Source organism: Micromonospora sp. NPDC093244, assembly GCF_040683695.1.
Classification (GTDB): Bacteria; Actinomycetota; Actinomycetes; order Mycobacteriales; family Micromonosporaceae; genus Micromonospora.
In genome coordinates, this window is the sequence record NZ_JBFBEO010000002.1 from 1,218,714 (window position 1) to 1,237,855 (window position 19,142).

At 69.8% G+C, this 19,142-nt stretch carries 17 protein-coding genes; all 17 read right to left on the reverse strand.

Annotation, left to right across the window (positions count from 1 at the left end; genetic code table 11):
* Positions 1-81: 81 nt before the first annotated feature.
* The 17 genes from nuoN to AB0N27_RS15935 all read right to left on the reverse strand — a co-directional run bounded on the left by nuoN (position 82) and on the right by AB0N27_RS15935 (position 19,042).
* Entirely contained in the window at positions 82-1,635 is a 1,554-nt protein-coding gene (gene nuoN / locus AB0N27_RS15855; protein WP_364369200.1) for an NADH-quinone oxidoreductase subunit NuoN, read from the reverse strand.
* Entirely contained in the window at positions 1,632-3,167 is a 1,536-nt protein-coding gene (locus tag AB0N27_RS15860; RefSeq protein ID WP_364369203.1) for an NADH-quinone oxidoreductase subunit M, read from the reverse strand. Before AB0N27_RS15860 ends, nuoN begins: the two co-directional genes overlap by 4 nt.
* A gap of 64 nt (positions 3,168-3,231) precedes the next feature.
* Complete coding sequence (nuoL, locus tag AB0N27_RS15865) at positions 3,232-5,157, reverse strand: NADH-quinone oxidoreductase subunit L (protein ID WP_364369206.1); 1,926 nt, start codon at positions 5,155-5,157, stop codon at positions 3,232-3,234.
* Between the two features lie 11 nt (positions 5,158-5,168).
* Positions 5,169-5,468 carry an NADH-quinone oxidoreductase subunit NuoK gene (gene nuoK / locus AB0N27_RS15870; protein ID WP_030486270.1) on the reverse strand — a complete coding sequence of 100 codons (300 nt, stop codon included), beginning with the start codon at positions 5,466-5,468 and terminating at the stop codon, positions 5,169-5,171.
* On the reverse strand, positions 5,465-6,235 hold the full coding sequence (locus tag AB0N27_RS15875) for an NADH-quinone oxidoreductase subunit J (RefSeq protein WP_364369210.1): 771 nt from the start codon (positions 6,233-6,235) through the stop codon (positions 5,465-5,467). The genes nuoK and AB0N27_RS15875 overlap by 4 nt, the downstream gene beginning before the upstream one ends.
* A complete protein-coding gene (nuoI, locus tag AB0N27_RS15880; protein ID WP_007454597.1) occupies positions 6,232-6,873 on the reverse strand; it encodes an NADH-quinone oxidoreductase subunit NuoI in 642 nt (213 codons plus the stop codon). Before nuoI ends, AB0N27_RS15875 begins: the two co-directional genes overlap by 4 nt.
* 1 nt (position 6,874) lies before the next feature.
* Positions 6,875-8,227, reverse strand: coding sequence for an NADH-quinone oxidoreductase subunit NuoH (gene nuoH / locus AB0N27_RS15885; protein ID WP_364369213.1), 1,353 nt, complete (start codon positions 8,225-8,227; stop codon positions 6,875-6,877).
* Positions 8,224-10,731, reverse strand: a complete 2,508-nt coding sequence (locus AB0N27_RS15890) for an NADH-quinone oxidoreductase subunit G (protein ID WP_364369216.1) — start codon at positions 10,729-10,731, stop codon at positions 8,224-8,226. The genes nuoH and AB0N27_RS15890 overlap by 4 nt, the downstream gene beginning before the upstream one ends.
* A complete protein-coding gene (gene nuoF / locus AB0N27_RS15895) occupies positions 10,731-12,047 on the reverse strand; it encodes an NADH-quinone oxidoreductase subunit NuoF (RefSeq protein WP_139585189.1) in 1,317 nt (438 codons plus the stop codon). The genes AB0N27_RS15890 and nuoF overlap by 1 nt, the downstream gene beginning before the upstream one ends.
* The gene (gene nuoE / locus AB0N27_RS15900; protein WP_364369220.1) at positions 12,044-13,201 is read right to left on the reverse strand and encodes an NADH-quinone oxidoreductase subunit NuoE; all 1,158 of its coding nucleotides are present in this window, start codon (positions 13,199-13,201) and stop codon (positions 12,044-12,046) included. Before nuoE ends, nuoF begins: the two co-directional genes overlap by 4 nt.
* Positions 13,198-14,523 (reverse strand): NADH-quinone oxidoreductase subunit D, encoded by a 1,326-nt coding sequence (locus AB0N27_RS15905; RefSeq protein WP_139585187.1) that lies wholly within the window; start codon positions 14,521-14,523, stop codon positions 13,198-13,200. Before AB0N27_RS15905 ends, nuoE begins: the two co-directional genes overlap by 4 nt.
* A 109-nt stretch (positions 14,524-14,632) precedes the next feature.
* Positions 14,633-15,370 (reverse strand): NADH-quinone oxidoreductase subunit C, encoded by a 738-nt coding sequence (locus AB0N27_RS15910; protein ID WP_364369224.1) that lies wholly within the window; start codon positions 15,368-15,370, stop codon positions 14,633-14,635.
* Between the two features lie 55 nt (positions 15,371-15,425).
* On the reverse strand, positions 15,426-16,103 hold the full coding sequence (locus AB0N27_RS15915) for an NADH-quinone oxidoreductase subunit B family protein (protein WP_364369227.1): 678 nt from the start codon (positions 16,101-16,103) through the stop codon (positions 15,426-15,428).
* A 14-nt stretch (positions 16,104-16,117) separates the two neighbouring features.
* Positions 16,118-16,483: an NADH-quinone oxidoreductase subunit A gene (locus AB0N27_RS15920; protein WP_007454588.1), complete on the reverse strand. Its 366-nt coding sequence runs from the start codon at positions 16,481-16,483 to the stop codon at positions 16,118-16,120.
* A 135-nt stretch (positions 16,484-16,618) separates the two neighbouring features.
* Positions 16,619-17,896 carry a geranylgeranyl reductase family protein gene (locus AB0N27_RS15925; RefSeq protein ID WP_364369231.1) on the reverse strand — a complete coding sequence of 426 codons (1,278 nt, stop codon included), beginning with the start codon at positions 17,894-17,896 and terminating at the stop codon, positions 16,619-16,621.
* A 139-nt stretch (positions 17,897-18,035) separates the two neighbouring features.
* Positions 18,036-18,260 (reverse strand): hypothetical protein, encoded by a 225-nt coding sequence (locus tag AB0N27_RS15930; RefSeq protein ID WP_357990531.1) that lies wholly within the window; start codon positions 18,258-18,260, stop codon positions 18,036-18,038.
* A 71-nt stretch (positions 18,261-18,331) separates the two neighbouring features.
* Entirely contained in the window at positions 18,332-19,042 is a 711-nt protein-coding gene (locus tag AB0N27_RS15935; protein ID WP_364369235.1) for a demethylmenaquinone methyltransferase, read from the reverse strand.
* Positions 19,043-19,142 lie beyond the last annotated feature (100 nt).

Sequence of the window (19,142 nt, forward strand, 5' to 3'; positions counted from 1 at the left end):
CGTTCTACCTGCTCCGGGTCGGGGATAGCACCGGAGGCCGGCACGCGAACGCGTACCGGCCTCCGCTCGTCGAGACTCGCGTCATCGTACGAATTCGGCAGCTCCGGCGGCCAGATCGAGCAGCGGCGCCGGGGCGACACCGAGCACCAGGGTCGCCAGTACGCCGATCATCAGCGCGGCGGAGGTGAGCCCGCCGGGCACGGTGACGGTCGGGGTGGACTCGCCCGGCTCGGACAGCCACATCATCACCACGACCCGCAGGTACGGGAACGCCAGCACCATGCTGGTCAGCACGCCGGCGATCACCAGCCAGGCCTGCCCCTCCTCCAGGGCCGGCCCGAAGACCGCGAACTTGCTGGTGAAGCCGCTGGTCAACGGGATACCCGCGAAGGCCAGCAGGATGAACGTGAACAGCGCGGCGAAGAACGGCGAACGCCGTCCCAGCCCGGCCCACCGGGACAGGTGGGTGGCCTCCCCGTCGGCGTCACGCACAAGCGTCACCACGGCGAACGCGGCAAGCACCGAGAACCCGTAGGCGACCAGGTAGAACATCGTGCCGGACAGCCCGTCCTTGCTCGGCGCCAGCACACCGACCAGCAGGTAGCCGGCGTTGGCGATCGAGGAGTACGCGAGCAGCCGCTTGATGTCGGTCTGGGTGACCGCGAGCACCGCGCCGACCAGCATGGTCAGCACCGCGACCGCGCCGAGCACCGGCGTGAAGTCCCAGCTGGCGTCGACGAACGCGACGTGGAAGACCCGCAGCAGCGCACCGAACGCGGCGACCTTCGTGCAGGCCGCCATGAAGCCGGTGACCGGGGTCGGCGCGCCCTGGTAGACGTCGGGCGTCCACACGTGGAACGGGGCCGCCGCCGCCTTGAAGAGCAGACCGATGGCGAGCAGCGCCATGCCGGCGAAGAGCAGCACCGGGCTGGCCGGCGACTCGGTCACCGCCGCGTTGATGGTGGCGAAGTCGACGCCCGCCGTCCGACCCGGCATCCCGGCGGTGAACCCGTAGATCAGGGCCACCCCGAACAGGAAGAACGCCGAGGCGTACGCGCCGAGCAGGAAGTACTTCATCGCCGCCTCCTGGCTCAGCAGACGCCGGCGACGGGCCAGCGCGCAGAGCAGGTACAGCGGCAGGGAGAAGACCTCCAGGGCGATGAACATGGTCAGCAGGTCGTTCGCCGCCACGAAGATCAGCATGCCGCCGATCGCGAACGTGGTGAGCGGGTACACCTCGGTGAGCCCGTTGCGCCCCTCGGCCTGCCGCCTGTCGTCGGTCGACTCGGCGGTCACCGCCGCCTGGGCGACGAACGCGCCACCCCGCTCCACCGAGCGGTCACCGATCAGCAGCAGCGCCATCGCGGCCAGCACGAGGATCGCGCCCTGGAGGAAGAGCGTCGGCCCGTCCACCGCGAGCGCCTGACCGGCGGTGATGATCCGGTCGTCGGCGTTGAAGACCACCATGGTCAGCGCGGCGAGCACCGCCAGCAGGGCCAACGTCAGCTGCACCACGTGCCGCGAACGCCGGGGAACGAAGGCCTCGACAAGCACACCGAGCAACGCGGTGCCCAGCATGATCAGGATCGGGGCGAGCGCCGCGTAGTCAAGCGACGGCAGTTTCAACTCGGTCACTTTGCCGCCTCCTGGACGGTGCCGCCCACGGACGGTGCCGGGTCGGTTCTGCCGATGTCGTCCATGGTCGCCTGGACGGCAGGGTTGATCACGTCAGTGACCGGCTTGGGATAGAAGCCGAGCAGCACGATCAGCGCGATAAGTGGGGCGACCACGAACTTCTCGCGCAGGTTGAGGTCCTTGCGCATCCCGTCGACCTCGGTGAGAGCCGGGTTGAGCGTGCCCTGCGTGGTGCGCTGCACCATCCACAGTACGTACGCCGCGGCCAGGATGATGCCGAGCGTCGCGATGACCGCGACCGGCTTGTTCACGGTGAACGTGCCGATCAGCACCAGGAACTCGGAGATGAACGGCGCGGTGCCGGGAAGCGCGAGCGAGGCGAGACCGGCGAAGAACAGCACCCCGGCGAGCACCGGGACCAGCTTGCCCGCCCCACCGAAGTCGCTGATCAGTGCCGAACCCCGCCTGGCGATCAGCATGCCAACCACCAGGAAGAGCAGCCCGGTGGCCAGGCCGTGGTTGAGCATGTAGAGCACCGCACCCGTGCCGGCCTGCGTGGTGAACGCGAAGATGCCCACCCCGATGAAACCGAAGTGCGCGATCGAGGTGTACGACACCAGCCGCTTGAGGTCGTTCTGGCCGACCGCCAGCAGCGCGGCGTAGATGATGCCGATCACGCCAAGCGCCAGCGCCCACGGCGCGAACCACTTCGACGCCTCGGGGAACAGCGGCAGGCAGTACCGCAGGATGCCGAACGTTCCCACCTTGTCCAGCACACCGACGAGCAGCGCCGCGGCTCCCGCCGGTGCGGCGCCACCGGCGTCCGGCAGCCAGGTGTGGAACGGGAAGAACGGCGCCTTGATGGCGAACGCGAGGAAGAACCCGAGGAACAGCCAACGCTCGGTGCCAGTGCTGATGTCGACCTGCGACAGCGCCTGCCAGTCGAACGTCTTGCCGCCGACCACCCACAGGCCGATCACCGCGGCCAGCATGAACAGACCGCCGACAAGCGAGTAGAGGAAGAACTTCACAGCCGCGTACTGCCGCTGGTGGCCGCCGTAGCTGCCGATGAGGAAGTACATCGGGACCAGCATGACCTCGAAGAACACGTAGAACAGGAAGACGTCGGCGGCCGCGAAGACGCCGATCATCGTGCATTCGAGGACCAGCAGCAGCGCGAAGTAGACGGGCACCGACCGCTTCGACGACTCCGCGTCGTGCCAGGACGCCAGGATCACCAGCGGCACCAGGACCGCGATCAGCATCAGCATCACCAGCGCGATGCCGTCGGCGGCGAAGGTGAAGCTGACACCCCAGTTCGGGATCCACGAGTACGACTCGCGGAACTGGAAGCGGTCACCGCCGGCGTTGAAGCTGACCCACATCACCACCGACAGCACAAGCACGAGCAGCGACCAGGCGAAGGCCACCTGCTTGGCCAGCTCCGGCCGGTGGCGCGGCAGGAAGGCCACCACCAGGGCGCCCACCAGTGGCGCCACCGTGAGCACCGAGAGGAACGGGAAGTTGGACATTATGCGGCCTTACCTCCGTCGTGGATGCGTAGTCCGCCGGCGGGGGCGGCCGGAAAGAGGTCGATCACGCCAACCACCCCGCCTGCACCGCCAGGAACGCCGCCATCACCAGCAGCGCACCGGCCAGGATCGAGGTGGCGTACGAGCGGACGAAGCCGGTCTGCATCCGCCGGAGCCGGCCCGATCCACCGCCGACCGCGGCGGCGAGCCCGTTGACCAGCCCGTCGATGCCCCGGTTGTCGAGGAAGACAAGCGCCCGGGTGAGGAAGACGCCCGGCTTCTCGAAGACCGCTTCGTTCACCGCGTCGGTGTAGAGGTTGCGCCGGGCGGCGGTGACCAGCACACCTGCCGGCTGCGGCGCGGTGGCCGTACCGGCCCGGAACAGGAACCAGGCCAGCCCGGCGCCGAGCACGGTGACCAGCAGCGACAGCGTGGTGATCACGGCGTGCGAGAGAACCGCCTCGTGCTCGGCGTGCTCGCCGCCGAGCCCGGCGGTCGCCGTCAGCCAGTCCGGAACGGACGTGGAGAGCAGGAAACCGGCGCCCACCGAGCCGACCGCCAGCAGGATCAGCGGGATGGTCATCAGCTTCGGCGACTCGTGCGGGTGCTCGATGTCCTCGGTCCACCGCTTCGGGCCGTGAAAGGTGAGCACGAACAGCCGGGTCATGTAGAACGCGGTAAGCCCGGCCCCGAGCAGCGCCGCGCCGCCGAAGAGCCAGGCGGTCCAGTCGTCCCGCTCGAAGGCGGCCACGATGATCGGCTCCTTGGAGAAGAAGCCGGAGAACGGGAACATGCCGATGATGGCCAGCCAGCCCATCATGAAGGTCAACCAGGTGATCTTCATGTACTTCGACAGCCCACCGAACCGGCGGATGTCCACCTGGTCCTTCATCCCGTGCATGACCGAGCCGGCGCCCAGGAACATGTTGGCCTTGAAGAAACCGTGCGCCAGCAGGTGGACGATGGCCAGCGCGTACGCCCCACCGCCCAGGCCGACGCCGAGGAACATGTAGCCGATCTGGCTCACCGTCGACCAGGCGAGCACCCGCTTGATGTCGTCCTTGGCCGCGCCGATGATGCAGCCCATCAGCAGGGTGAGCGCGCCGACGCTTACCACCACGAGCTGGAGGGTCGAGTTCGCGGAGAAGATCGGGTTGGAGCGGGCGATCAGGTAGACGCCCGCCGTGACCATGGTCGCGGCGTGGATGAGCGCCGACACCGGGGTCGGGCCCTCCATGGCGTCCGGCAGCCACGCCTGGAGCGGGAACTGGCCGGACTTGCCTGCCGCGCCGAGCAGCAGCAGCAGACCGAGCACCAGCACAGTGGTGGCGGTCAGCCCGCCGACGCCGGTGAACACCTCGTCGTACTGGGTGGTGCCCAGCGTGGCGAACATGATGAAGATGCCGACGGCCAGACCGGCGTCGCCGACCCGGTTCATCAGGAACGCCTTCTTACCGGCGGTGGCCGCGCTCGGCCGTCCGTACCAGAAGGAGATCAGCAGGTACGACGCCAGACCGACGCCCTCCCAGCCGAAGTACAGCATCACGTAGTTGTTGCCGAGCACCAGCAGCAGCATGGCCGCGACGAACAGGTTGAAGTACGCGAAGAACCGGCGGCGGCCACTGTCGTGCGCCATGTACTCCACCGCGTACAGGTGGATCAGGAAACCCACCCCGGTGATCAGCAGCACGAAGACCGCTGCGAGCGGGTCGAACAACAGGCCGAAGTCGACGCGGAGGTCACCAACCGCGATGAAGTCCCAGAGGCTCAGCTCGACCGACTTGTTCTCCAGGCCACGCAGCTGGAAGAAGAAGGCCAGGCCGAGCACGAAAGCGGCACCGATGGCGGCGACGCCCAACCAGTGCCCCCAGCGGTCGGCCCGACGGCCGAGCAGCAGCAGGATGGCCGCGCTGACCAGCGGGATCGCCACCAGCAGCCATACGCTGCCGAGCAAGCCCGTGGCACCGGCGTACTGCACAGTCTCTTCCACTTGCTTGCCCCTTAGTACTTGAGCAGGTTGGCGTCGTCGACGCTCGCGGAGCGTCGAGTACGGAAGATCGACATGATGATCGCGAGCCCGACCACGACCTCGGCCGCGGCCACCACCATCACGAAGAACGCCATGATCTGACCGTTCAGGTCACCGTTGATCCGGCTGAAGGTGACAAGGGTCAGGTTGGCCGCGTTGAGCATCAGCTCCACGCACATGAAGAGCACTATCGCGTTGCGCCGGACGAGCACCCCGGCGGCGCCGATGGTGAACAGCACCGCGGCCAACACCAGGTAGTAGTCAGGTGTCATTGGTCCGTCCCCTTCAGGGTGGTCTCCTGCGCGGTCAGCTCCCGCACCGGCAGGATGTCCGGCGTGCTCCGGTCGGTGAGCCGCCCGTCCGGCAGCCGCGCCGGGGTGGCCACCGAGGAGGAGGTCGCGAAGACGCCGGGGCCCGGCTTGGGGCCGGGGTAGTTGCCCGGCGCGAAGCGGGCCTTCATGGTCGACGGCTGATCGATCTTGTCCTGCTTGCGCCGCTCGATGTGCGCGAGCACCATGGCGCCGACCGCCGCGGTGATGAGCAGCGCCGAGGTCAGCTCGAACGCGAAGACGTACTTGGTGAAGAGCAGCCGGGCGATGCCCTGCACGTTGCCCTCCGCGTTGGCCTGCTCCAGGCCGACCGCGGTGGTGCCCTCCAGCGCCCGGTAGAGCGCCCCGCCGACCAGGCCGGCGAAGCCCAGGCCGAGCACGATCGCGGCGACCCGCTGGCCGCGCAGCGTCTCGATAAGCGAGTCCGTGGAGTCCCGGCCGACAAGCATCAGCACGAACAGGAAGAGCATCATGATCGCGCCGGTGTAGACGATGATCTGCACCATGCCGATGAACGGCCCGGCCTGGAGCACGTAGAACACGCCCAGGCAGAGCATGGTGAGCACCAGCCAGAGCGCCGAGTGCACGGCATTGCGGGCGGCCACCATCCCGATCGCGCCGATCAGGGCGAGCGGCGCGAGGATCCAGAAGGTGACCTCCTCGCCGCCGGACACCCCGCCCGCCGCGGCCAGCACCGTAGACGTGGTCATGCTCCCTCTCCCTTGCCGGCCGCCGCGCGCTGGGCGGCCTGCTCGGCACCCGGGAACGTCACACCGGGGTGCTCCTCGACCTGGTAGCGGCCGGGGCCCATCGGGGACGTCTCGGCACCGGCGGAGGTGCCCGGGTTGTCGAGCGCGCCGACGTAGTAGTCCTTCTCGCTGTCGCCCAGGCGCATCGGGTGCGGCGGCTGCTCCATGCCCTCGAGAAGCGGCGCGAGCAGCTGCTCCTTCGTGAAGATCAGGTCCTGCCGGTTGTCCCGGGCCAGCTCGTACTCGTTGCTCATCGTGAGCGAACGGGTCGGGCAGGCCTCGATGCAGAGCCCACAGAAGATGCACCGCGCGTAGTTGATCTGGTAGGTGCTGGCGTACCGCTCACCAGGCGAGAAGCGCTGCTCGTCGGTGTTGTCGCCGCCCTCGACGTAGATGGCGTCCGCCGGGCAGGCCCAGGCGCACAGCTCGCAGCCGATGCACTTCTCCAGCCCGTCCGGGTGCCGGTTGAGGATGTGCCGCCCGTGGTAGCGCGGCGCCGACACCGGCGGCTTGAACGGGTAGTCGGTCGTGACGACCTTCCTGAACATGTGCGAGAAGGTGACACCGAATCCCTTGAACGTTCCGGTGATCGCGCCCACGTCACACCTCCCTGGAGTCCGAGCCGGCGACGATGTTCGCCGGCTCCCGCTCGGCGACCACGCGCGTGATACGCGGGCTCGGTGGTACCTGTAGATCCATCGGTGGCAGCGGGAAGCTCCCGTACGGCCGGTTGTCGACCTGTTCCTGCGTGGTCGGCTTCGGCTGCGGCCGGCGGTTGGGCCAGAACAGCGTGGCGATCAGCAGCACGCCGGCCGGGATGCCGACCGCGATGAGCTTGCTGCGCGAGTCCCAGTCCTCGATGGAGCGCAGGCCCGACAGGACCAGGATCCACACCAGGTTGATCGGCAGCAGCACCTTCCAGCCGAAGCGCATGAACTGGTCGTAGCGCAGCCGGGGCAGCGTGCCGCGCAGCCACACGAACACGAAGACCAGCGCGATCACCTTGCCGAAGAACCACAGCATCGGCCACCAACCGGAGTTGGCGCCCTCCCACAGGGTGATCGGCCACGGTGCCCGCCAACCGCCGAGGAACAGCGTGGTGGTGACCGCGGACATGGTCACCATCGCGACGTACTCGCTGAGCATGAAGAGTGCGAACTTCAGCGAGCTGTACTCGGTCATGAAGCCGGCGACCAGCTCGGACTCGGCCTCGGGGAGGTCGAACGGCGCCCGGTTGGTCTCACCCACCGTGGCGATGAAGAAGATGATGAAGCTGGGCAGCAGCAGGATCGCGTACCAGCCCGGCGCCGGGATCTCGGTGCCGAAGACGCTCAGCTGGGTGGCGTCGCCCTGAGCGGCGACGATCCCGCTGGTGCTCATCGTGCCGGCGGTCATGAAGACCGCCACGATGCTCAGTCCCATCGCGACCTCGTACGAGATCATCTGGGCGCTGGACCGCAGACCGCCCAGCAGCGGGTACGTCGAGCCGGAGGCCCAACCGCCCAGCACGATGCCGTAGACGCCCATCGAGGAGCAGGCCAGCAGCAGCAGCACCGCCACCGGCACGTCGGTGACCTGCAACGGCGTGTGGTGACCGGCGATGCTCACCATCGGGCCGAACGGCACCACCGACAGCGCGGTGACCGCGCAGATCACCGAGATGGTCGGCGCGAAGAAGTAGACGACCTTGTCGGCCGCCTTCGGCAGGATGTCCTCCTTGAAGGCCATCTTCAGGCCGTCGGCGAGGGTCTGCAGCAGACCGAACGGGCCGACCTGGTTGGGGCCGGGCCGCACCTGCATGTAGCCCACCACGCGCCGCTCGAACCAGACACCGAGCAGGGTGGCCAGCAGACCGAACGCGAACGCGAAGACGATCTTGCCGAGGACCAGCCACCACGGATCCCTGCCGAAGTCGGCAAGCGTCGGGTCCTGGGCCAGGATTGACGGACTCACTGGGCACCCCCGGTGTTGAGGAGCGGACCCGGCAGACCGGTCTCGTCGGCCGCCACCCGCCCGGCCGGTACGGCCGCGCTCGGTGCGGGGACGGAGATCCGGACGACCGCGCCGGACGTCGCCCCGAGGCTGCGTCGCACGGTCGAACCGGGAGAGTTGGTCGGCAACCAGACCACGCCGTCCGGCATCTCGGTGAGCTCGGCCGGCAGGGTGAGCGCGCCCCGGTCGGTACCGACGGTGACCGCGTCGCCGTCGGCCACGCCGAGCGCCTCGGCGGTGCCCTTGCCCAGCCGGACGACCGGCGGGCGGGCGGTGCCGGCGAGGTGCTCGTCGCCGTCGGTCAGGCTGCCCAGGTCGACAAGCTGGTGCCAGGTGGCCAGTACGGCCTCCCCGGCGCCCGGGTGGGGCACCTTGCCCGGCGACACCGACGGGGGAGCCGGCCGGGACGTACGGCTGGCCGGCAGCGAGCCCAGCTCCCGACGCACACTCGGCACGTCTGCGGTGCCGAGCCGCACGTCGAGCAGCGCGGCCAGCGCGTCGAGCACCCGACCGTCGGTCATCGCGGCGGTGTTCAGCACCGCCTCGAACGGACGCAGCCGGCCCTCCCAGTCCAGGAAGCTGCCGGCCTTCTCGACCACCGGCGCGACCGGCAGCACCACGTTCGCCCGCCGGGTCACCGCGCTGGCGCGCAGCTCCAGGCTGACCAGGAACGGCACCGCGTCCAGGGCGGCCTCGGCGAGCCGAGGGTCCGCCAGGTCGGCCGGGTCGACACCGCCCACCACCAGGGCGCCGAGCTGGCCGTTGGCCGCGGCCGCCAGGATCTGGTCGGTGTCCCGACCGGCCTGGCTCGGGATCACCCCGGCCGGGATGTCCCACGCCTCGCCCAGCTCGGCCCGCGCGGCCGGCTCGGTGACCAGCCGGCCACCGGGCAGCAGGTTCGGCAGGCAGCCCGCGTCGACCGCGCCACGGTCACCCGCGCGTCGCGGCACCCAGGCCAGCTTCGCGCCGGTACGCCGGGCCACGTTCGCCGCGGCGGAGAGCCCACCGGGGACGCTCGCCAGCCGCTCGCCGACGATCAGGATCGCGCCCGGGGCGCTGAGCGCCTCGGCGACCGTGGCGTGCTCGGCGAGCACGCTTGCCTCCTCGCCGGGCACCACCCGGGCCAGCTTGGCGCCGAGCTTCTCCAGGCCGCGGGTCGCGAACGGCGCCAGCGCGTACACCGTCAGGGTCTTCTTCAGGTACGCCTTGCGCAGTCGCAGGAAGAGGATGGGGCACTCCTCCTCCGGCTCCAGGCCGACGAGCACCACCGCCGGCGCGTTCTCCACGTCGGTGTAGGTCACGTCGGTGACGCCGGCGACCGAGCTGGCCAGGAAGTCGGCCTCCTCGCGGGAGACCGGTCGGGCCCGGAAGTCGATGTCGTTGGTGTTCAGTGCCACCCGGGCGAACTTCGCGTACGCGTAGGCGTCCTCGACGGTCAGCCGGCCGCCGGTGAGCACCGCCGCGCCCTGCCCGCCCTCGCGGGCCGCGTGCAGCCCCTCGGCGGCCACGGTGAGCGCCTCACTCCAGGACGCCTCCCGCAGCTCACCGGTGCGCTCGTCGCGGACCAGCGGGTTGGTCAGCCGGTCGGTGGCGCGGGTGTACTGGAAGCCCCAGCGGCCCTTGTCGCAGTTCCACTCCTCGTTGACCTCCGGCTCGTCGCCGGCCAGCCGGCGCAGCACCTTGCCGCGCCGCCAGTCGGTGCGCTGCCCGCAGCCGGCGGAGCAGTGCTCGCAGACGCTCGGGCTGGACACCAGGTCGAACGGGCGGGCCCGGAAGCGGTACTGGGCGCCGGTCAACGCACCCACCGGGCAGATCTGCACGGTGTTGCCGGAGAAGTAGGAGTTGAACGGGACGTCCCCGGCGTCGCCCTCCTCGCCGTACGCGTCGTCCCGGTAGATGTTGATCTCCTCGGCGGACGACCGGCCCATCAGGTCGATGAACTTGTCGCCGGCGATCTCCTCGGAGAACCGGGTGCACCGCTGGCAGAGCACGCAACGCTCGCGGTCCAGCAGCACCTGGCTGCTGATCGCCATCGGCTTCTCGTACTCCCGCTTGTGCTCGTGGAAGCGCGAGTCGGTGCGGCCGGTGGACATCGCCTGGTTCTGCAGCGGGCACTCGCCGCCCTTGTCGCACATCGGGCAGTCCAGCGGGTGGTTGAGCAGCAGCAGCTCCATCACCCCCTCCTGCGCCTTCTTGGCGACCGGGGAGGTGAGCTGCGTACGCACGACCATGCCGTCGGCGACGGTCTGGGTGCAGGAGGCGACCGGCTTGCGCTGCCCCTCCACCTCGACCAGGCACTGGCGGCACGCGCCGGCCGGGGCCAGCAGCGGGTGGTCGCAGAACCGGGGGATCTCGGTGCCCATCTGCTCGGCGACCCGGATCAGCAGGGTCCCCTTGGGCGCGGTGACCTCGACGCCGTCGATGGTGAGGGTGACGGTCTCGGTCTGCTTGGCTACGTCGGTCATCAGTGCGCCCCTACCAGGGTCTTCTCCGACAGCTTGGGTGCGGTCCGACCCTCGATGTAGTCGAGGTAGTCCTGCTTGAAGTACTTCAGCGACGAGGTCACCGAGCTGGTCGCGCCGTCACCGAGGCCGCAGAACGAACGACCGAGGATGTTGTCGCAGGTGTCCAGAAGGGTGTCCAGGTCCTCGTGGGTGCCCTGACCGGCGAGGATCCGCCGGTAGACCCGGACCATCCAGTAGTTGCCCTCGCGGCACGGGGTGCACTTGCCGCACGACTCGTGGTGGTAGAACTCCAGCCACCGGTACGTCGCGTAGACCGGGCAGTCCTGGTCGGAGAAGATCTGGGTGGCGGTGGTGCCCAGGATCGAGCCGGCCGCCGCCACCCCCTCGAAGTCCAGTGGCACGTCGAGGTGCTCGGCGGCGAGCAGCGGCGTCGACGATCCACCGGGCGTCCAGAACCGCAGGTTGTGACCGGGCTGCATCCCGCCGGCCAGCTCCAGCAGCTCGCGCAGCGTGACACCCATCGAGCACTCGTACTGGCCGGGGTTCGCGACCCGGCCGGACAGCGAGTAGATCATCGGCCCGGAGGACTTCTCGGTGCCCATGCTCTTCCACCAGTCGGCGCCACCGAGCACGATCGGCGGCACGCTGGCGATGGTGCCGACGTTGTTCACCACCGTCGGGCTGGCGTACAGGCCGTGGGTGGCCGGGAACGGCGGGCGCAGCCGGGGCTGACCCCGGAACCCTTCGAGCGAGTCCAGCAGCGCCGTCTCCTCGCCGCAGATGTACGCCCCGGCGCCGGAGTGCACCACCAGCTCCAGGTCGTAGCCGCTGCGCAGGATGTTCCGGCCGAGGTAGCCCTTGTCGTACGCCTCCTGGACCGCGTTGCGCAGTCGGCGCGCGGCGTGCACCGCCTCGCCCCGGATGTAGATGTAGGCGCGGCTGGCCCGGATCGCGTACGAGGCGATGATGACGCCCTCGACGAGCGCGTGCGGGTCGTGGGTCATCAGCGGCAGGTCCTTGCACGTGCCCGGCTCGCCCTCGTCGGCGTTTACCACCAGGTAGTGCGGCTTGCCGTCGCCCTGCGGGATGAAGCCCCACTTGAGTCCGGTGGGGAAGCCCGCGCCGCCACGGCCGCGCAGCCCGGAGTCCTTGATCAGCTGGATCAGGTCGTCCGGGTGGGCCTTGAGCGCCTTGCGCAGCGCGGCGTAGCCGTCGAGCTGCTCGTAGGTGCCGATCCGCCAGGCGTCCGGCGACAGCCAGCGCTTGGTCAGCACCGGCGTCAGCTTGGCCAACGTCTCCGGTCGGGGAGTGGTCACTTCTGGGCCCCCGTTTCGTTCGCGCCGGCGGAGTTCGCGCCATCGGTGCCCGCCGACGCTTCGTTGAGGTTGCGCTCCTGCGCGCCGGTGGAGTCACCGGCGGGCTTCCCGTCGCCGGCGGGCGCGTTGGCCGCCGCGCCGGCGGCCTCCGCCTCCCGCGCGTCGCGCGAGGCCGGCGGCGAGGTCTCCGTCGGAACCTTGGTGCCTGGTGCGTCCGGAACTGCGGTGTCCGCGTCCGGTTGCCGGGTCTCGGCGGTACGCACCTGCGGCGACTTGTCGTCAGGCGCCTTCACGTCCGGAGCGGTGCTGCCCGTCACGGACTCCGGCTTCGCCGGCTCGGCGACGCCTGCCGCGCCCGTCGGGGCGGACGCTCCGTCGCCGCCCTTGACCGGAGCCGCGCTGGCCTCGGCGGGCGCCGGCTTGGCGGCCTCCGCCTTCGCCTTCGCCTCGGCGGCGGCCTTGTCGGCCTCGGCCTTGCTGCGGATCGGGGTGTTCGGGTCGAAGCCCGGCACCGAGACGCCGTGCTGCTGGGCCAGCCGCAGTCCGCGCAGGGTGGGCTCGCCCGGCCCGCCGTCGGCGACCGCGCCGTCGCGCTCGTCGGCGAAACCGGCGAGCTGCACCGCCATCTCCTTGAGCGTGCAGAGCCGCGCGCCACGGGTCGGCATCGGCCGCCCGCCCGCGCGCAGCTCGTCGACCACTCCGACAGCCGTCGACGGGTCGACCCCGTCGAAGAAGTCGTAGTTGACTGTCATCACCGGGCCGTAGTCGCACGCCGCCAGGCACTCGGCGTGCTCAAGCGTGATCGTGCCGTCGGCGGTGGTCTCGTCGTGCCCGACGCCCAGGTGCTCGGAGAGCGTGTCGTAGACCTCCTGGCCACCGAGCACGTTGCACATCGTGTTGGTGCAGACGCTTACCAGGAAGTCACCTGTCGGCTTGCGCTTGTACATGGTGTAGAAGGTGGCCACGGCGCCCACCTGGGCCTTGTTCAGCCCGAGCACCTCGGCGCAGAACGCCACGCCGGCCGGGGAGACGTACCCCTCCTCGGCCTGGACCAGGTGCAGCAGCGGCAGCAGCGCCGAGCGGGACCGGTCCGCCGGGTAACGGGCGATGATCTCGCGCGCCCGCTCCCGCGTCTCGTCGGTGAAAGTCGTCATCGGTCACAACCACCCATCACGGGGTCCAGCGAGGCGCCACCGGCGATCACGTCGGCGATCAGGCCGCCCTCGGCCATCGCCGGGAGGGCCTGGAGATTGACGAAGCTCGGCTCCCGGTAGTGCACCCGGTACGGCCGCGTGCCACCGTCGGAGACCGCGTGCACGCCCAACTCGCCGCGCGGCGACTCGATGCCGACGTACACCTGGCCGGGCGGGACCCGGAAGCCCTCGGTGACGAGCTTGAAGTGGTGGATCAGCGACTCCATCGACTGACCCATGATCTTCGCGACGTGCTCCAGCGAGTTGCCCATGCCGTCCACGCCGATGGCCAGCTGCGCCGGCCACGCGATCTTGCGGTCGGCGACCATCACCGGGCCCGGCTTCAACCGGTCCAGTGCCTGCTCGACAAGCTTCATCGACTCGCGGATCTCGGCGAGGCGCACCTGGTAGCGACCCCACACGTCACCGTCGGGGTGGGTCGGCACGTCGAACTCGTACGTCTCGTAGCCGCAGTACGGCATCGTCTTGCGCAGGTCCCAGGCGAGGCCGGCGGAGCGCAGCACCGGGCCGGTGACGCCGAGCGCCACGCAGCCGGTCACGTCGAGAACCGCCACGTTCTTCGTACGCTCCAGCCAGATCGGCTGGCCGGAGAGCAGGTCCTCGTACTCCTTGAGCTTCTTCGGCATCATCTTGAGGAACTCGCGGATCTTGACGATCGCCTCGTCCGGCACGTCCTGCGCGACACCGCCCGGCCGGACGTACGCGTGGTTCATCCGCAGGCCGGTGATGGTCTCGAAGATGTCGAGGATGTACTCCCGCTCCCGGAAGCCGTACAGCATGATCGAGATCGCGCCCAGCTCCATGCCGGTGGTGGCCAGCCAGACCAGGTGCGACGAGATCCGGTTGAGCTCCATCATCAGCACGCGGATGGTGGTGGCCCGCTCGGTGATGTCGTCGGTGATCCCGAGCAGCTTCTCGACCGCGAGGGCGTACGCCGTCTCGTTGAAGATCGGCGCGAGGTAGTCCATCCGGGTCACGAACGTCGAACCCTGCACCCAGTTGCGGTACTCGAGGTTCTTCTCGATGCCTGTGTGCAGGTAGCCGACGACGGAACGGGCCTCGCGGACCGTCTCGCCCTCCAGCTCCAGGATCAGCCGCAGTACGCCGTGCGTGGACGGGTGCTGCGGACCCATGTTGACGACGATGCGCTCGTCGTTGATCGGGTCGGTGCCCGAGACGATCGTGTCCCAGTCACCGCCGGTGACTGTGAAGACGCGACCCTCGGTGGTCTCGCGCTCGGTCGCGTAGTTCGACGTGGTCACAGTGCCCGTCCTCCGTTCGCGACTGCGCGAACCTCTGCCCGCGACTGCGGGGCTCGCTGCGCTCGCTCCTCCCGCGGGCGGCTGGGGCTCGCAAGCTCACTCCTCGCGCTCACTGGTAGGACCTCCTACGGTCCGGCGGTGGGATTTCCGCGCCCTTGTACTCGACGGGAACGCCGCCGAGCGGGTAGTCCTTGCGCTGCGGGTGGCCCTCCCAGTCGTCCGGCATGAGGACCCGGGTCAGGTTGGGGTGGCCGTCGAAGACGATGCCGAACATGTCGTACGCCTCCCGCTCCTGCCAGTCCGCGGTCGGGTAGACCGCCGTCACGCTGGGCAGGTGCGGGGCTTCGACGGAGACCGCGGCCTCCAGTCGCACCCGACGCCGGTAGGTCATCGAGGTGAGCTGGTAGATCACGTGCAGGCGACGCTCGTCGGCGCCGAGGTAGTCCACCCCGGACACCGAGGAGCACAGCTCGAAGCGCAGCGCCATGTCGTCGCGCATCACCTGGCAGACCTCGGCGATCCGCTCGGGGCGTACGTGCAGGGTCAGCTCACCCCGGTCGACGACCACCTTCTCGATCGCGTCGCCGAAGGCCGGGTACGCCTCTTCGAGGGCGTCGCGCACCTCGTCGAAGTAGCCGCCGTACGGGCGGGCGGCCTCCTCGATCGGCTGGCGCGGACGGACCAGGCCGCCGTAGCCGGACACGTCACCGGAGCCCTGGTTGCCGAACATCCCCCGGCCGGCCGGGCTGGCCGGCGGGTACTCGGCCGGGGCGGTGCCGCTGGCGCCGGCCGGCACCACCGGCAGGGGCACCCCGCCGTCGTTGTTCCTGTCGTTGGGTGCGGTCACCGAGCCTGCCCTCCGTTCGCGACTGCGGGGCTCCGCTTCGCTGCACTCCTCGCGCTCACCTGGGTCCCCCGTGCGGGTGGAGGTGGTTCTGGGCATTCATCCAGTTCTCGATCCGCAACTGCTCCTCGCGCCCCTCACGGACCGCCTTGGTCCACTCGGCACGCCGGGCCTTGTCGTTGCGGTACGAGGACGGCATGGAGCCGTAGGGGACGACCGGGACGTCGCCGCGCTCCTGCCGGGCCGCAAGCATCTTGCGGCCGTTCGGGCCGAGCGGCTCGTACATGATCTTCTCGCGGAGCTTGAGGATCGCGTCGATGAGCATCTCGGGGCGGGGCGGGCAGCCGGGCAGGTACATGTCGACCGGCACCACGTGGTCGACGCCCTGCACGATCGCGTAGTTGTTGAACATGCCGCCGCTGCTGGCGCAGACGCCCATCGAGAGCACCCAGCGGGGCTCGGCCATCTGGTCGTAGATCTGCCGCAGCACCGGGGCCATCTTCTGACTCACCCGGCCGGCGACGATCATCAGGTCGGCCTGCCGGGGCGAGGCCCGGAAGACCTCCATGCCCCAGCGACCCATGTCGTAGTGCGGACCACCGGCGGCCATCATCTCGATGGCGCAGCAGGCCAGGCCGAAGGTGGCGCCCCACACGGACGACTTCCGGGACCAGTTGACCAGCTTCTCCACCGAGGTGAGCAGGACGCCGGCGGGAAGCTTCTCCTCGATGCCCATCTGACGTTCCTTCCTCAGTCCCAGTCCAGGCCGCCGCGACGCCACACGTAGGCGTACGCGACGAAGACCGCGACGATGAACAGGACCATCTCCACGAAGCCGAAGATCGGCAGGGCGTCGAACGAGACCGCCCAGGGGTAGAGGAAGATGATCTCGATGTCGAAGACGATGAAGAGCATCGCCGTCAGGTAGAACTTGATCGGGAACCGCCCACCGCCGACCGGCTGGGGGCTGGGCTCGATGCCGCACTCGTAAGCCTCGAGTTTGGCCTTGTTGTAACGACGTGGACCGGCGAAGCGGGCGGCGCCAACGGAGAACAGCGAGAACGCCGCGGCGAGGGCGAACAGCCCGATGATCGGTGCGTAAGGCGAGAGCGACATCGTTTTCTCCTGCTCGTCCTTCCCTGCCCTCGGTGCTTGACGAAAATCACACTATTCACGTCCCTCGCGGTGGCTGCCGGCGGGGGTCGATCTTTGTCGGCATCGGTGCTGTGACCAGCACCGATGCCGTCCTACTTACACAGCTGGCGCGGCCTTCGTCATCGCGTTGATGACCCGGTCCATCGCGTCCCCGCCACGCGGGTCGGTCAGATTGGCCAACAGCTTGAGTACGAAACGCATCAGCGTCGGGTGGGGCATGCCGTGTTTGGTGGCGATCCGCATGATCTCCGGACGGCCGATCAGCTTCACGAAAATGCCGCCGAGTCGGTAGTAGCCGCCGAGGCGGGCCTTCAGCTCGTTCGGGTACGCCATCAGCGCCCGCTCGCGCTCCGGCCCGGCCGGCCGCGCGAGGGCCTGCACCGCGACCTCCGCCGCCAGTTCGCCGGACTCCATCGCGTACGCGATGCCCTCGCCGTTGAACGGGTTGACCATGCCGCCGGAGTCGCCGACAAGCATGACGCCGCGGGTGTAGTGCGGCACCCGGTTGAAGCCCATCGGCAGAGCGGCGCCGAGGATCGGGCCGTCGGCGTTTGTCTCGTCGGTCATCCCCCAGTCGGCGGGGGTGTTGGCGAGCCAGTCGGTGAGCAGCCGGCGGTAGTTGGTCTTGCCGAACGCGGAGGACGAGTTGAGCACGCCGAGGCCGACGTTCACCCGTCCGTCACCGAGCCCGAAGATCCAGCCGTACCCGGGCAGCAGGTTGTCGCCGCTGTCCTTGCTGCGCAGCTCCAGCCACGACTCCAGGTAGTTGTCGTCGTGCTTGACCGGCGAGCGGTAGTAGCGGCGGACGGCCACGCCGATCGGCCGGTCCTCCCGCTTGGCCAGCCCCAGCGCGAGCGGGAACCGACCGGAGACCCCGTCGGCCGCCACGACGAGCGGCGCGTGGAAGGTCGTCGGCTCCTTGCCGGGACCCACCTCCGCCTCGACCCCCGTCACCCGGCCGTCACCGTCGAGCACGGGGCCCAGCACGTTGACGTTGGTACGCAGCTTGGCGCCGGCGGCCACCGCCCGCTGGGCGAGCAGGTCGTCGAAGTCCAGTCGGGTGCGGACGAGGCCGTAGTTGGGGAAGCTCGCCAGCTCCGGCCAGTCCAGTTCCAGGCGTACGCCGCCGCCGATGACCCGCAGGCCCTTGTTGTGCAGCCAGCCGGCCTCGGGTGAGGTGTCCACACCCATCCGGACGAGCTGGCGCACGGCGCGCGGGGTCAACCCGTCGCCGCAGACCTTCTCCCGGGGAAACTCGGTCTTCTCCAACAGCAGCACCCGTACGCCATGCCGGGCCAGGTGGTACGCCGTCGCCGATCCACCGGGACCGGCGCCCACGACGATGACGTCGGCGTCATGTTCCACCGCGGTCATTCGCGCCTCCTCCCGCACGCTCGTGAAATGCTTCACAAGCCAGACGGGACGAGTGTATGACCGGCGTCATACCAGCGCAGGATCAGGGGTACCTAACTCGCCGATGTGACAGTCGAGGACCGTCCACAGCAGTCGAGTGTCAGGCCGGGCTGGGTGCGTCCAGGCCCGCGTCGACGCGGATCGTCTCCGGCAGGTGCTCGCGCAGCGCGCCTCCGGCCGCCCGGTCCAGCGCGGCCAGCACCTCGGCGACCACCTGCCGGACCTCCGCCGGGTCGGCGCCGGCCAGCGCGCGGAGCTGCGCGATGAGTTCGGCAGCGTCGTCGTCGGTGGCGGCCACCGGGTCCGCCCGGTCTGCTCCGGTCATGCGGACGAGCGTACGGGGCAAAGTGGACTAAAGCCCGATATTCACGAATTGTCCACGGCCGAGTGGCGTACCTACTCGCGGATGCCCCGGTGCAGGGCCACCACACCGCCTGTCAGGTTGCGCCACGCCACCCGACCCCAGCCGGCCGCGGCGACCCGCCCGGCGAGGGCTGCCTGGTCCGGCCAGGCCCGGATCGACTCGGCCAGGTACACGTACGCCTCGGGGTTGCTGGAGACCGTGCGGGCGACCGCGGGCAGGGACCGCATCAGGTACGACAGGTACACCGTCCGGAAGGCCGGGTTGACCGGGGTGCTGAACTCGCACACCACCAGCCGCCCACCGGGCCGGGTGACCCGGGCCAGCTCGCGCAGGGCCGCGTCGGTGTCGTTGACGTTGCGCAGCGCGAACGAGATGGTCACCGCGTCGAAGCTGGCGTCCGCGAACGGCAGCCGGAGGGCGTCACCGGCCAGCAACGGCACCTGCGGTCGGGCCCGCTTGCCCGCGTACAGCATGCCCAGCGACAGGTCCGCACCCACCGCGTACGCCCCGGACTGCGCCAGCTCCAGGGTCGAGACGCCGGTGCCCGCGCCCACGTCCAGCACACGCTCCCCCGGTCGCAACCCGAGCGCCGCCCGGGTGGACCGACGCCAGGAGCGGTCCTGGCCGAAGGAGAGCACCGTGTTGGTCAGGTCGTAACGCTCCGCCACGCCGTCGAACATCGCGGCGACCTCGTGCGGCTGCTTGTCCAGGCTGGCTCGCTGGCCCTGCGGGGTACGGCTCACCCCTCTACTCTGCCAGCCACGCCCCCGCGGTCGACCGCTGGGTCCGCGTACCCCCGGGTGCGGGACCGGCGCGGCCCGGCGGGGGACGCGAAAGGGCGGG

Bases quoted from the DNA above. Each gene is read 5' to 3' on its own strand.
- AB0N27_RS15860 (WP_364369203.1), bottom strand. From the start codon at position 3,167: ATGTCCAACTTCCCGTTCCTCTCGGTGCTCACGGTGGCGCCACTGGTG.
- nuoK (WP_030486270.1), bottom strand. From the start codon at position 5,468: ATGACACCTGACTACTACCTGGTGTTGGCCGCGGTGCTGTTCACCATC.
- AB0N27_RS15875 (WP_364369210.1), bottom strand. From the start codon at position 6,235: ATGACCACGTCTACGGTGCTGGCCGCGGCGGGCGGGGTGTCCGGCGGC.
- AB0N27_RS15890 (WP_364369216.1), bottom strand. From the start codon at position 10,731: ATGACCGACGTAGCCAAGCAGACCGAGACCGTCACCCTCACCATCGAC.
- nuoE (WP_364369220.1), bottom strand. From the start codon at position 13,201: ATGACGACTTTCACCGACGAGACGCGGGAGCGGGCGCGCGAGATCATC.
- AB0N27_RS15915 (WP_364369227.1), bottom strand. From the start codon at position 16,103: ATGGGCATCGAGGAGAAGCTTCCCGCCGGCGTCCTGCTCACCTCGGTG.
- AB0N27_RS15920 (WP_007454588.1), bottom strand. From the start codon at position 16,483: ATGTCGCTCTCGCCTTACGCACCGATCATCGGGCTGTTCGCCCTCGCC.
- AB0N27_RS15925 (WP_364369231.1), bottom strand. From the start codon at position 17,896: ATGACCGCGGTGGAACATGACGCCGACGTCATCGTCGTGGGCGCCGGT.
- AB0N27_RS15930 (WP_357990531.1), bottom strand. From the start codon at position 18,260: ATGACCGGAGCAGACCGGGCGGACCCGGTGGCCGCCACCGACGACGAC.